Origin of the sequence: Sorangium sp. So ce281 (assembly GCF_051527395.1) — a bacterium.
Lineage (GTDB): Bacteria > Myxococcota_A > Polyangia > Polyangiales > Polyangiaceae > Sorangium > Sorangium cellulosum_B.
On the sequence record NZ_CP150322.1, the window covers coordinates 5,528,457 to 5,541,429 of the forward strand.

The 12,973-nt window shown below is 70.0% G+C and carries 8 protein-coding genes and 1 pseudogene; 5 read left to right on the plus strand and 4 right to left on the minus strand.

Going from position 1 to position 12,973, the window contains the following annotated elements:
- The first annotated feature begins 80 nt into the window (after positions 1-80).
- Together WMF27_RS20975 and WMF27_RS20980 are read left to right on the plus strand one after the other, a co-directional pair.
- Positions 81-1,367, plus strand: coding sequence for an extracellular catalytic domain type 1 short-chain-length polyhydroxyalkanoate depolymerase (locus WMF27_RS20975; protein WP_437767109.1), 1,287 nt, complete (start codon positions 81-83; stop codon positions 1,365-1,367).
- 673 nt (positions 1,368-2,040) lie between these two features.
- On the plus strand, positions 2,041-2,805 hold the full coding sequence (locus tag WMF27_RS20980) for a CAP domain-containing protein (protein WP_437767108.1): 765 nt from the start codon (positions 2,041-2,043) through the stop codon (positions 2,803-2,805).
- A 181-nt stretch (positions 2,806-2,986) separates the two neighbouring features.
- Here the strand turns inward: WMF27_RS20980 and WMF27_RS20985 are convergent, their stop codons facing one another.
- Positions 2,987-3,547 carry a hypothetical protein gene (locus WMF27_RS20985; RefSeq protein ID WP_437767107.1) on the minus strand — a complete coding sequence of 187 codons (561 nt, stop codon included), beginning with the start codon at positions 3,545-3,547 and terminating at the stop codon, positions 2,987-2,989.
- Positions 3,548-3,749: 202 nt separating this feature from the next.
- Here WMF27_RS20985 and WMF27_RS20990 point away from each other — a divergent pair.
- Positions 3,750-3,929, plus strand: a pseudogene (locus WMF27_RS20990) (beta-propeller fold lactonase family protein); the annotation flags it as partial.
- 276 nt (positions 3,930-4,205) lie between these two features.
- Entirely contained in the window at positions 4,206-4,736 is a 531-nt protein-coding gene (locus WMF27_RS20995; RefSeq protein ID WP_437944450.1) for a hypothetical protein, read from the plus strand.
- A 145-nt stretch (positions 4,737-4,881) separates the two neighbouring features.
- Here the strand turns inward: WMF27_RS20995 and WMF27_RS21000 are convergent, their stop codons facing one another.
- Together WMF27_RS21000 and WMF27_RS21005 are read right to left on the minus strand one after the other, a co-directional pair.
- Complete coding sequence (locus tag WMF27_RS21000; protein ID WP_437767105.1) at positions 4,882-8,883, minus strand: chemotaxis protein CheB; 4,002 nt, start codon at positions 8,881-8,883, stop codon at positions 4,882-4,884.
- A gap of 229 nt (positions 8,884-9,112) precedes the next feature.
- The gene (locus WMF27_RS21005; protein ID WP_437767104.1) at positions 9,113-10,273 is read right to left on the minus strand and encodes a lysylphosphatidylglycerol synthase domain-containing protein; all 1,161 of its coding nucleotides are present in this window, start codon (positions 10,271-10,273) and stop codon (positions 9,113-9,115) included.
- A 308-nt stretch (positions 10,274-10,581) separates the two neighbouring features.
- On the opposite strand from WMF27_RS21005, the gene WMF27_RS21010 reads away from it, so the two are divergent.
- A complete protein-coding gene (locus tag WMF27_RS21010) occupies positions 10,582-11,871 on the plus strand; it encodes a PAS domain S-box protein (RefSeq protein WP_437767103.1) in 1,290 nt (429 codons plus the stop codon).
- 29 nt (positions 11,872-11,900) lie between these two features.
- Here WMF27_RS21010 and WMF27_RS21015 read toward each other — a convergent pair whose 3' ends face one another.
- Positions 11,901-12,821 (minus strand): hypothetical protein, encoded by a 921-nt coding sequence (locus tag WMF27_RS21015; RefSeq protein WP_437767102.1) that lies wholly within the window; start codon positions 12,819-12,821, stop codon positions 11,901-11,903.
- Between the last annotated feature and the right edge of the window lie 152 nt (positions 12,822-12,973).

A 12,973-nucleotide genomic window follows, 5' to 3' on the forward strand; every position in this document is an offset into this window, starting at 1 on the left:
CCTCGACTACGCACCTCGGCGAGTCGCGATTTCTGTTCTACTCGTCGACTGTCATTGATATAGCGATAGCGAGGTAGCCAATGACCACCACCCTTCGATTCGTCGCGCCCGCCGCCGCTTCCCTCGCAACCGTGTTGCTCGCGATCTCGCCGTCATTGGCGGCTTCGTGGCAGACCCGGGTCAACTACGGCGGGAACACGCCCATGGACCTCTACGTCCCGGACAAGGTCGACGCTTCGCCGGGGATCGTGGTCTCGCTGCACTACTGCAGCGGGAATGCAGGAAACGCTCATGGCTGGTTCCAGGGTCTGGCGGATCAGCACGGCTTCCTCATCATCACTCCGCAAGCAGGCGGCAACTGCTTTGACGCAACGCCCGCGCGCAGCGGTGAGCGAGAGGCCATCACCAAGATGGTCCAGTACGCCGTCACACAGCACCACGCCGATCCGACCCGGGTCTTCGCTGCGGGGGCCTCCTCCGGCGCTTGCATGACGAATGCGCTCCTCGCGGCCTACCCCGACGTGTTCGCCGGGGGTTCGGTGCTGGCTGGTGTTCCCGCCGGCGCCTGGACCGGAGGCAACGCCTATGGCTGGACGACCCCTGGCAACAGGACCGCTGCCCAGTGGGGTGACATCGTGCGCAAGGCGAGCCCGAACTTCACGGGCGCGCGGCCTCGGGTGCAGCTCTGGCACGGAACGGCTGACACCACCCTCAACTACGAGCCGAACTTCGCTGCCGAGGTCAGCCAGTGGTCGGACGTCTTGGGTCTGGGTCACTCCGACAGCAAGACGAGCACCTTCAAGGGTTCCCAGGATACCTGGAATCGGGCCTCCTTCACGAATGCTGCGGGAACGCTCGTCCTCGAGTCGAACTACGCGCAAGGCGCCCCGCACGATCTCTCCGGGCGAGGCTTGTGGGGCGACGCCGTGCGCTTCTTCGGGCTGGATATGGACCCTCCGTCCACGGGCGAAGGCGCGGGCGGCGGTGATGGAACCGGAGGCAGCGACGCATCGGGCGGAGGTGGCGCTGCAAACGGCAGCGCCTCAGGCGCAGGCGGCAGCGCGGCCAGCGGCGCTGGCGGCGAAGGTGGCAGCGCAACCAGCGGCGCCGGTAACGGAGCGACCACCGGAGGCGCGGCGCAAGGCACCGGCGGAGCCACCACGGGCGGCTCGACGAGCAACGCGGGTGGAAGCACCGCTTCCGGAGACAGCGATCCGACCACGACAGGCGGCGACAGCGCGTCGGACGACGGCGGGTGCAGCTTCAGCGTGGCCTCCAGTGGTCAGCTGCCCGGCGGCGCGCTCGTCGGATTGCTCGTGGCAGGGCTTGGCGCGGTGGTCCGCCGCCGTCGCCGCTCTGCTGCGTGAGCGTGCAGCGCCGGCGAGGCGCTCGGTCCAAGGTGCCAGCGGCAGCCAGAGCTGGCGGGAGTCGTTATCCCCCCAGCAGTACACCTTTCGATCCATCTTCAGCCCGCGGTTGAACGTGACACCCACGCTGATCGCGGCGAAGGGGCCCTCGGGATCCGTAGATTTTCCGCATTCGAGCTTCCCTTGGCAATTGGCCGCGCCATCCGTGCTCAGTCCGCAGGTGTGATCCGTGCCTGCGCCGATCTGGAGGAACGTGCCCTCGGGGCTTGACGTTTCCGAAGCGTTTGGATTTCCTTCCATCATGAAGACGGCTTTCACTCGCTTTCGGCTCGTCGCATCGGCGGCGCTCCTCCTCACGGCCGCCGCGTCCTGCAGCAGCGAAGATGCCGATCCTGGCGCGTCAGGTTCGTCGGGCGGCTCGCCGCCTGCCGGCGGGTCGGGCGGGACGGGTGGAGCGGCCGCGAGCAGCGGCGGCGGGGGTTCAGGCTTGGACGCCTCGAGCACCGGAGGAGCTGGCGGCAGCTCTACGGGAGGTTCGTCCGCGGTCGGCACAGGAGCAGGCGGCGGTGGCTCGGCAGGCACGGCAGCGGGGGGTTCGGGAGGGTCGACACCCGAGACGGGCGATCGCTCGCCGGAGGGCACCTGCGCGCGCTTCAACGCCGACACCGCCGACATGAGCGAGGGCACGTGGAGCGGCTCGCTGGATCCCGAGTGCGACCCGGGAGACATCTCCGCCGACGGTCGAGCGAACGCGCTCCGGCTCTTCAACCTGTACCGCTGGCTGGCGGACCTGCCCCCGGTCGTGACCGAGCCCACCCGCGACGTGCAGGCCCAGGCCTGCGCGCTCATGATGGACGCGAACAATGACCTCTCGCACGAGCCGCCGGAGAGCTGGAAGTGCTACTCGAAAGCAGGCGCGGACGGCGCGAGGACGAGCAACATCTCGAGTGGCCCCGGCGTCGCGAGCGTTCAGGGTTATTTGATCGACCCCGGAAACGAGACGACCTTCGGCCACCGGCGCATCATCCTTGCGAACGATCTCGGCCCGATCGGCCTCGGCTCGACCGGCAAGAACGGCGCCTCCTGCATGCAGAACATCGGAGGGACGGGGCGCGCCGGCAAGGAGTGGACGGCCTGGCCTCCGCCCGGGGTGTTCCCGATGCAGGCGTATGCCGACCGCTGGAGCTCACTCAGCGACACCGGCTGGTCGATCCAGAGCGAGGACATCGAGCTCGAGGGCGCCGAGGTTACGATCACGAGCGGCGGAGCCCCTCTGGCCGTCGACGTGGAGCCGCTCCAGGGGCGCTACGGCTCAACGAACGCCATCCGCATCGTGCCGGACGGCTGGGACCCTGAAGCCGGCAACACCTACTCCGTGAGCGTCTCCGGAATCTCGGCGAGCATCGCCTACGACGTCGTGTTCGTCGACTGCAAATAGCGTCTTCTGAGGAGATCCTCGATGCCCGCCACCGCGCCGCTGCTCGACGCGATCGAGGCCCAGGGGTTTTCGTGGGGTCAATCCGACGGCAATTGACGGCGCGGCCAACCGGCGCGCGGCGGGGAGATCGGAGAGCGCCGCGCCCCCGATCTCCAGCTGATCACGAGGCGGCGCAACAACATCATTTCGGGACCTTGACGTCGAGCTTGCCGAGGCGCGCGAGCAGCGGACCCCGATCCTCCATGGCCACGCCGACGAGCCTCCGCGCAGACGCGTCGTCGAGCTTCGGGACGGATCGCGCTGCGAATCGTGCCTCGTCCGCGGCGGGGACCTGGAAGATCAGGTGGTAGACGCCGCTGTTCGAGACCGCGAGCACGCGCTGCGTCTCCCCGAGGCCGAGCAATCGACAGAGCGCCGCGGCAAGGAATCCCGCGGCGGCGCGCGCGAGAGCGCCGCCGCGAAACGAGAGCGAGACGTGGTGCTCTCGTCCGGCCTCGCCGGCCTCGGCGACGGTATACACCACGGCGATGTCGGCGGACGTGATGAACGCGTTGCCCTCGGCGAACGGGTCCGCGGGCGGGCCCCCGCCGGGGCGCTTGAGCGCGGTGTCCTTGGCGCGGCCGAGCCCGCGCGAGAGCTCGATCAGGTGGTCCGGCGAGAACAGCCGATCGTAACGCGGCCGCTTCATCGCGAACCGGTAAATCAGGAACACCACGAGCCCGACGAGCAGCCATTTCAGCATCGGACCTTGCACCTCCGCGCCCATGCGCCGGGACAGACCATCACGCCCGCGGGGAGCGGCTCATCGCCGCAGCATGCGCCTTCTTTCGTCCCATGGCGAGGTATCGTGCCGGTCCTCGCACGATTCGTCCATGGGGTTTCCGCTGTGAGGTCGGGGGCCTGCCCGACGGCGCGCGTCGCCGCGGCCCCGACACGCGGCCACGGAACGGCAGCCGCGCGGCTTCCAGATCGACCCCGGCGGCCGCTGGCTCGTCGCCGCCGGGCAGCTCTCGCATGCGGCGCGCGTGCACGCGATCGACCGCGCAAGCGGCCGGCTCACCTCCTCGACGTCGTACCCGGTGGGCCGAGGTCCCCACTGGGTGGAGATCCTGACCTTCCCCTGATCCGAGCGCCGCGCGCGACGGCCCCGAGCTGGCGAAACTGGCGGCGCGGGTGGCGGCCGCCAGGTCCCGGAGCGCGGAGAAAGCCAAAAGTCCCGCAAAAAGGCCGCGGCATACCGTTCGCAATAAGCGCCCATTGAAACGCCGCGAGATCCGACCTCGCGCTGGTCCCCGCCGTTGCGGGACGGCGCGAGGCCCGGAAGCGGCGTGTTGGCCCGAGCCGGCGTCACGCGCCGCGCTCGGATGGAGGCACCCATGTCGGTTCATCATGCCATGTCCATGCTTCTCCCTGTCCTCGCGCTCGCCTGCTCCGCCGCGCAAGGCGCCGCCCCGGAGCCGCCGGAGAGCACCCCACCGCAGCACGACGGCGCAGCGGCTACGGCCGGCTCGACGGGCGCGAAGAGCTTCGTCGACGCCGCGTCGTACTTCACGAGCTCGGCCGAGATCGACGCCTGGTACGAGATGCTCCGCGAGCTGAACGACGACTTCGATATCGTGTGCGGCGACACGTTCTGCGAAGGCGATTTCAGCAACTACGAGCCGCTTCGATTCCGTTGCTCCGTCGAGGAGCACGCCGGGACGATAGGCCGCTGTGTGTGGGTGCTCGCCGCGAGCAACGAGGAGATCGTGGCTTCCACGGGCGACGTCGAGGTCGACGCGAGGATCTTCCTCTGCGAGATGCCCGTCGCGCCGGACACGGCCGTGACCGACCTCGTCGAGGCGCTCTCGGCGCCGGCAGGTCGGGCGATCGACGCGGAGCTCCCCGGAACGGACCGATCGCTCTACGACGGCCTCGTCGAGTGCCTCTGACGGCCCGCCGGCGCCGGCCAGCGCGACCGTCGAGCCGCGCCGGCGGCGCCTGATCCCCAGCGCAGACCGAAGCGCGCAGGCGAAGCGAGCTGGTTCGCTGGGCGAGGAGGCACGGCGCTCAGGAAGGGCCGGCCGGGCGAGCCCTTCAGGCGCTGCTCTCGCCCGTCACCGGCTCGCCTTCGGCGAGCAGCCGCCTGAGCGTGGCGAGATCGACGGGCTTCACGAGGTGCTCGTCGAACCCGGCTTCACGCGCCCTCTCGCGGTCGCCCTGCTGCCCGTAGCCGGTGAGCGCGATCAGATAGACGTTCTTGTGCTGGGGTTTCTCTCGGACGCGGCGCGCGAACTCGAGGCCGTCGATCCCCGGCAGCCCGATGTCCACGATGGCCACGTGCGGGAGCACCTGGTCCATGAGCGCGATCCCCGAGATCCCGTGAGACGCCGAATGACACTCGAACCCGGCGCGCGCCAGGAGCGCGCAGAGCGCCTCGCGGCCGTCGTCGTTGTCCTCCACGACCACGACCCGCGATCTCCTGGGGATGTTCGCGAGGAGCGAGCCGCGCGCCGCCTCCTGCTCGGATGACGGCTCGGAGATCGGCAGCCGCACCTCGAACTCGCACCCCTTGCCCTCCCCGTCGCTCCGCGCGCTCACGGTGCCGCCGTGCTTTTCAACGAGGCCTCGGACGAGGGTGAGCCCGACGCCGAGCCCTCCCGCCGATCGGTCCAGGGTGCGGCTCGATTGCACGAAGAGCTCGAACACCGTGTCGAGCATCTCCTTCGGGATCCCGACGCCGTCGTCCTTCACGCGGACCACCGCGTGTCCGTCCACGCGCTTGGCCTCCAGGGTGACATGACCCCCTCGCGAGGTGTACTTCGCAGCGTTGTTGAGCAGGTTCACGTGAACCTGCTGGAGCCGCGCGGGGTCGCCCTCGACCCAGATCGGCTCGGGATCGACGACGACCGAGAAATCGACGCCGCGCGTGTCCATGAGGTTCTTGACCGCGTCGGCGGCGTCCTTCACCACCGTGCCGAGGTCGAGCACGCGCCTTCGAAGCTCGATCTTGTTCTGCGTGACGCGGCTCGCCTCCAGCAGATCGTCGAGCAGGCGCGCCATCTGCGCGGACTGGCGCTCGAGGATCTGGACGACCTTCTCGTCGATCCCGGACGCGCCGTCCGACGCGGCGCAGTCTTCCTTGAGCAGCGCCGTGGCGTGGACGATCGCGCCAAGGGGGTTGCGGAGCTCGTGCGACAGCATGGCGAGGAACTCGTCGCGCCTGCGCACGGCGTCCTTGATCTGCTCCTCCGATCGCTTTTGCGCGGTGACGCTCCGGAAGATCCCGATGATACCCACGATGTGGCGCGCCGCATCGATGAGCGGGAGCCGCGTGACGAGGTCCCACTCCACGACGCCATCGTGCCGCACGCGCTTCTCGAGCTTGTAATGCTGCGCCTCGCCGGTCCGCAGCACCACCTCGTCCTGCTGGTGAACGGCGAGCGCCGCCTCGTACCCAGGCAGCTCGAAGCCGGTCTTGCCCGCTGCTTCGCCTGGATCGGAGAGGCCGAGGCGCTCCGCCATGGCGTTGTTCGTGCGAATGAACCGGCCGCGCGCGTCCTTGAAGTAAATCGCGTCGGGCACGCTGCGGAGCAGGCTATTCAGGAGATAGCGCTCGTGGAAGAGCGCGTCCTCCGCCGCCTTCAGGCCGCTCACGTCGATGAGCGTGAGCACGACCCCGGCGATGGTGCCCTTGGCACGGTAGGGGAGGATGCGAAGAAAGAACGAGCGAGCATGCCGGTCGCGCAGCTCGCGCTCCACGCGCTCCCCCGTCGCGAGCACGCGCTTGAGATCGGCGTTGAGCTCCGGGTGGTCGACCGCGTACGTGAACGTCTCGATCGGCCTGCCGACGTCCTGCAAGAGCAGGTTGAAGCTCTCCGCGATCTGCGGCGTGAATTTCCTGATCTTGAGCTCCCTGTCGAGGAAGATCGTGCCAATGTCCGTGCTCGACAGGAGGTTCTCCATGTCGTTTCCGAGCTCGGTGAGATCGGCGATCTTCCGCTGGTACTCCGCGTTCACCGAGTAGAGCTCCTCGTTGACGCTCTGGAGCTCCTCGTTCGTGCTCTGGAGCTCCTCGTTGGAGGCGAGCAGCTCCTCGTTCGCCGCCTGCAGCTCTTCGTTGCTCGCCTCGAGCTGCTCGGTCATCGCCTCCAAGGTCTGCTTCGTGTGCCCGAGCTCCGCCTCGAGCGCGCCGAGCTGCTCGCGCGATACGTCGTCGAGGTCGATCTCGATCTCCGGCATCGCCGCCCGCCGCGGCGCCCCGTCGATCGCGTCGATCGCGTCGAACGTGATGAGGACGTGGGGTAAGGTGCCGCGCCGGCTCTCGACCCGGCGCATCGTGATCTTGTAGGTGCCGCCCTCCGCTTGCACCCCCTTGAACACGATCGCCGTGCGCTCCTTGACGACGCGCCGGAGGCCCCCCGTCAGCACCGTCTTGAGCTCGCAGTCCAGCATCTCGAAGGCGTCGAGCCCCTGTCTGCCATCCTTGACCTTGAGGAACCGGCTCGCGCCGCCGAACGCGTGGACGAGCTCCCCGGTCTCGTTGACGAGGAGGCTCGGAGGCATGAACTCGTCGAGCAGCGCGTCGTAGGTCCCGAGCAGGTGCGACGCCGGGTGGCGCGCGACGGGCGCGGTGATCCCCGAGCGCGAGGCGCTCCGGGCCTTCGGCGATGCCGGCTGAAAGCGGGGCTCGACCTGCATCCGCCGGTCGCTGTACTTCCGGTAGATCCGCCATTGCTTGTCGACGATCTCGAAGTCGTGCGCGAGGTGCCCCGGCGTCTCGCTGGGCCCGAGGAGAACCACGCCCCCGCGGTTGAGCGCGAAGTGAAAGAGGCTCAGGACCTTCTGCTGCACGGCCGGCTGAAGGTAGATGAGCATGTTGCGGCAGCTGATGAAGTCGACGCGCGTGAACGGCGCGTCCTTGATCACGTTGTGGTGCGCGAAGACCACCGCCTGGCGGAGATCCGGGACAACCTGGTAGCTGCGTCCGCGCCGGATGAAATACCGCTCGAGCCGCTCGGGCGAGACGTTCACCACCGCCTCTTCCTCGTAGAGCCCGCGCGTCGCGACCTCGAGCGATCCATGGTGCACGTCGGTCGCGAAGACCTTGAACGGGCGGTGGCCGCCCACGGACGTCAGCTCGTGGAGGAGGATGGCGAGCGAATAGACCTCTTCGCCCGTCGCGCAGCCGGCGACCCACACGCGGAACGGGGCGTCCCGCGGCCCCGCGCGCAGGAGATCGGGGAGCACCGAGCGCTCGAGGATGCCGAACGCTTCCTCGTTCCGGAAGAAGCGCGTCACGCCGATGAGGAGATCACGGTAGAGCACGTCGAGCTCGCTCGACTTGCTCTTCAGGCGCTTGACGTACTGTTCGATATCGTCCGTATGCGCGAGCTGGATCCGCCGCTCGATGCGCCGTGTGACGGTGCTCGGTTTGTAGTGCGTGAAGTCGATGCCGAACTGCTCTTCGAGCATCCTGTAGACCGCGCTCATCCCCTGATCGACGCCGACCGCGTCCCGCTCCGGCCGGCGCCCCTTGGACCTCACGTGATCGAGGAGGACGCGCGGCATGTCCTGGGGAGGCAGGACGCAATCGGCCACACCGGCGTCTCGCGCGGTCTTCGGCATCCCATCGAACTGCGCGCTGTCGACGTCCTGCACGACGACCAGCCCGCCCGCCTCGTGGACCGCGCGGATCCCCCGCGAGCCGTCGCTGCCGCCCCCGGAGAGGACCACGGCGATCGCCCGCGGGCCGCAGTCCTGCGCGAGGGATCGAAAGAACACGTCGATGGGCAGCGCGAGCTCCTGGTCGCGATCCCTCTCGCTGAGGAGGAGGCGGCCTCCGGAGATGATCATCTCCTTCTTCGGCGGGATCAGATAGACGTGGTCGGGCTCGACCACCATGCCGTCCTCGACGAGGTGAATGGGCAGCTCGGTGCGGCGCCCGAGGATCTCGTCCATCAGGCTCTTGAAGTCCGGCGACAGGTGCTGGACCACGACGAAGGCCATCCCGCTCTCCTTCGGGATGTTCGCGAAGAAGTGCTCGAGCGCCTCGAGCCCCCCCGCCGAAGCGCCGATTCCTACAACGTAGGGCGCCACCTCTGGCCGGACTGTGCGGGTTCTTGTCTTTGTTGCGTCGCGCACCTCGCGCTCGGTCGACATGACCGACCTCGACGGCAGCAAGCGTGCCCAGGCTGTGGCCGCTGGCGAGCGCCTTCACCTGGGCCAAAATCCCCCGGAATTCAGGCGGAGGGCGGACGCCGGACGTGTGACAAATTGCCTCGCTGCGCGCCACATGTGGTGGTCTTGCGGCGTCGCGACGGCCTCGTCATCTCGTCACCACACCGTCTCGTCCTCTCGTCGCCTCGCTCCCCGCCATGGGGGCGGGCGCCGGGCGGAAGGCCGCCCGGCCGCCGAAGAACACGAGCAGGCCGAGCGCTATCCACACGAGCTCCTTGGCGCGCTTGACGAGGACGAAGGCGGCGCCCACCGTGGCGGCGGCGGGCACGCCGAGCGCGGTCAGGAAGGCGACATAGCCGGCGTCCTGCACGCCGAGCCCGGCAGGCACGATGAAGGCGGCGGCGCGGAGCAGCGCGAGGACGACCTCGAACGAGAGGACCTCGGAGAGCGAGACGTCGACCCCGAGGAGCCGGAGGAAGAAGTACGTCTCCGCCCCCTCGGCGAGCCACATCCCGAGCAGCAGCAGCGCCGCCGCGGCGAGCGCAGCGCGACGCTCCCCGAGCGCGGCCGCGTGTCGGTCGGTCGCGGAGAAGGCCGCGGCCCTCGCGTCGATAGAGGCCTTCACGCGCTGGCCGGGCAGGCGCTTCAGCCACGCGAAGACCCGCGACGCGACCGTGCCCGAGAGGAGCGCGCCCCCGAGCGCGAGCGCCACGGCGAGCAGGCCGAGCCCCGAGAGGACCACCAGCCACGGGAGCCCCGGCCCGCCGATCAGGGGGCGCGAGGCGCGCTCCAGGTGGCGAAAGCCGAGCGCGAGGGCGATCGCGACATACGCCGCGTTCGCGAGGACGATGAGCGCCCTGCGCGCCGCGATGCCGGCGACGCCCTGCGGCCCCGGGATCCCGCACCACCGGTGCAGCAGATAGAACGTGACCGACTCGGAGAGGGCAGCGCCGGCGGGGACGCTCATCGTGAGCGCCTCGGTCGACAGCGTGAGCGCGAGATACCGGGAGAACGGCGCGTGGCGGCCGGACGCGGGGTCGCGCGTGCGCGTGTCGAAGACGCGCCGGCTCGCTTCGGCCTGGAAGAGCCGCGCGACGAGGTTGGGGACGAGGGCGAGCGCCATCATCGGCGCGGACACGGAGGCGATGAGCGCCGCGACGCTCGGGAGATCCGCGCCGCGCAGCGTGCTCCAGAGCGCCGCCGCCGCGACGGCGACCCCGAGCCACCTCAGCGCGACGGCGCCCGCGCCCGGGCGGGAGCGCGCCCCGGGGAGAGGCTCATCGTGGGCGTCACGGGCAAGGAAGGTCATCACACGTTCGCGCTCCGGCGCCGGCCGAGGGCCTGAGGTCGAGGGCGAGCGCTCGTATCGCGCAGGCGCGTCGCGCGCTGATGTCATGGGCGCAACGCCGCGACGACGCGCCACGACTCGCGCGGCGGCGCGCCGAGCTCGTCCGCTCTGGTCGAGCGCGCCCCACGCGCCCGGACAGCCGACCGACGAGCGCGCGGCGTGACGCCGGGATCGGCTATCTTCCTTGCTCGCTGGAGACGCGCGGGAGGGGCGAGCGGCTCCTCGGCGGGTGGGAGGGGGCGGCCGGAAGGATGGAAGGAAGAGCGAACGTGGAGACGGATCAGGACAGCATCGAGCGGCTCCGGGTGGAGAACGCCGGATTGCGCAAGGAGATCGACAGGCTCCATGAGCAGCTGGGGCGCCGGGAGGAGCGGACGCGGCTGATCCTGCAGGCGGCCGGCGAGGGGTTCCACGTCGTCGGGATGAACGGCGAGATCCTCGACTGCAATCCATCCTTCGCCGGCATCGTGGGTTACGACCGGAGCGAGCTCCTGACGATGAACATCGGCCAGATCGACCAGCGGCCGCCGCACGAGGTCGTCATGGTCATCGAGGAGATCAAGGCCAAGGGGTCGCTCCGCTTCCTCGCGAGGCACCGCCACAAGGACGGCCACCTGATCGACGTCGAGGTGAGCTCTCACCTCGTCCAGAGCGGTGATGAGCAGTTCTTCTCGGCCTTCTCGCGCCCCCTCACGGAGCAGCTGAAGCGCGAGCAGGCGCTGCGCGAGAGCGAGCAGAAGTTCCGGGCGATCTTCGACGAGACCTCGATGTTCATCGGCCTGCTCACCCCGCAGGGGGACCTGATCGAGCGCAACCGGACGATGGCCGATTTCACCGCGGCGCGGCCGGGCGAGGCGCGCGGCGGGCCGCTCTGGCAGGCGCCGTTCTGGGTCGGCGGAGCGAGCGCTGGGGAGCGGATCAGGGAGTGCGTCCGCCGGGCAGCGGCGGGCGAGCCGTCGTCGTGCGAGGTCCAGATCCACGGGCCCGGCGGGCGCGTGGCGACGCTCGACCTCAAGATGAAGCCGATCCTCGACACGCTGGGCCAGAGCGTCCTCCTGATCGCCGAGGGGTACGACGTGACCGAGCTCCGGCGGGCCGAGGCGGAGCGCGCGACGCTTCAAGCGCAGATGATCGACGCGCAGGAGGCGACCATCCGGGAGCTCTCGACGCCGCTCATCCCGCTCGACGCGGGGATCCTGGTGATGCCCCTCGTCGGGCGGCTCGACCGGGTGCGCATCGAGCAGCTGCTGGAGCGCTTGCTCCAGGGGGTGGTGGCGCAGCGCGCGGCCACGGTCATCCTCGACGTCACCGGCGTGCCGGTGGTGGACGCCGAGATCGCGGACTCGCTGATCAGGGCGGCCCAGGCGGTCAAGCTGCTCGGCGCGGAGGTCATCCTCACCGGCGTCGGCCCCGAGGTGGCGCAGACGATGGTGGGCATCGGCATCGACCTCCGGGAGATCGTCACGCTGAGCTCGCTCCAGAGCGGGCTCCACCACGCGCTGGGGCGCTCGCGCCGCGGCGGGAGGAGGTCGGGCGGCCCGCGGCGCCGCGACGGGTGACGGGCCGCGGAGCTCCTGCCCGGCTCTCGTCAGCGGTGCATCGGCTCGGCGAGCCAGCGGACCAGCGCATCGCTGTCGAGATCGAGCAGGGCATCCTCGACCTCGCCCGGCCCGATGGCCTGTGCGCGCTCGAGGATCGAGCGCTCCTCCTCCGCGGTCGGCTGGCGCCCGACCCGCCGCGCGAAGAGACGGCCGAGCAGCGGGGCGATGGCCTGCTGCGTGAGCTCCCGCGCGCGCTCGTCGATCGCCTTTCTGATCCACGGCACGCTCTGGAGCAGCTTCTCGTCCGTCTCCCTGTCGTCCATCAGCATGACGAGCTCCTTCTGCAAATTGTGTCCCCAGGGGTCGATGACCGCCATGACGAGGAGCGCTGTATATAACTCGACCCGCTCCTCACTGGTCGCTGCCCGCGCGTGGATCTCCGCGACGACCTCCCGCATCGCGGCGGCGGAGGCGTCCCGGGCAAGCGGGGCGAACACCAGCCAGAACACGCTGCCGCGCGCCCTGAGCTCGGCGACAGTGCGCTGGTAGACCGCGTCGATGCGGAAATGCGTGCCGCTGAACCGCCGCTCCGGCCAGGCGGTGCGGCGCGTCCCTGTCGCGGGCAGGCGCTGCCTGCGGCCCGAGAGGACCACGGCGACGCTCTCGATCGGCGGCACCGGCTCTCCAGGGGCCTCGCGCCGGAGCGCGGCGAAGAGGAACCCGAGGTACTCGAACATCTGGTCGGGCACGTCGTCGCGCCACGCGAAGCAGAACTCGACGTGAAGCACGCGCAGCTCGGCGCCGACGCGCAGGCGCAGCGCCTTGTCGAGGCGCCGCTCGAGCTTCGTGACCTGCGTGTCGATCCAGCCGAGGACCTCGACCGGCCTGCCCTCGGGGACAAAGACGCGCGTCAGGTCGCCGGGGCACCTCCGGGCGATGTGGCGCAACGTGATGTCGGCGTCTCCCATGGAGCGCGACCTCGGCAGATCGCGTACCAGGGAGCGAGTCGCCGAAATCAGCGGGGTGCCGGGGGGCGTGGCGCGCTTCGGGGCTGGCGCCGCCATGGCGGACGGCGGCCTCACCCGCGCCGGCGGCGGCAGGACAGCGCCCGCGCGGCGCG

Coding starts and splice junctions, on each gene's coding strand:
- WMF27_RS20975 (WP_437767109.1), top strand. CDS start 81: ATGACCACCACCCTTCGATTCGTCGCGCCCGCCGCCGCTTCCCTCGCA.
- WMF27_RS20980 (WP_437767108.1), top strand. CDS start 2,041: ATGAGCGAGGGCACGTGGAGCGGCTCGCTGGATCCCGAGTGCGACCCG.
- WMF27_RS20985 (WP_437767107.1), bottom strand. CDS start 3,547: ATGCTGAAATGGCTGCTCGTCGGGCTCGTGGTGTTCCTGATTTACCGG.
- WMF27_RS20995 (WP_437944450.1), top strand. CDS start 4,206: ATGCTTCTCCCTGTCCTCGCGCTCGCCTGCTCCGCCGCGCAAGGCGCC.
- WMF27_RS21005 (WP_437767104.1), bottom strand. CDS start 10,273: ATGACCTTCCTTGCCCGTGACGCCCACGATGAGCCTCTCCCCGGGGCG.
- WMF27_RS21015 (WP_437767102.1), bottom strand. CDS start 12,821: ATGGGAGACGCCGACATCACGTTGCGCCACATCGCCCGGAGGTGCCCC.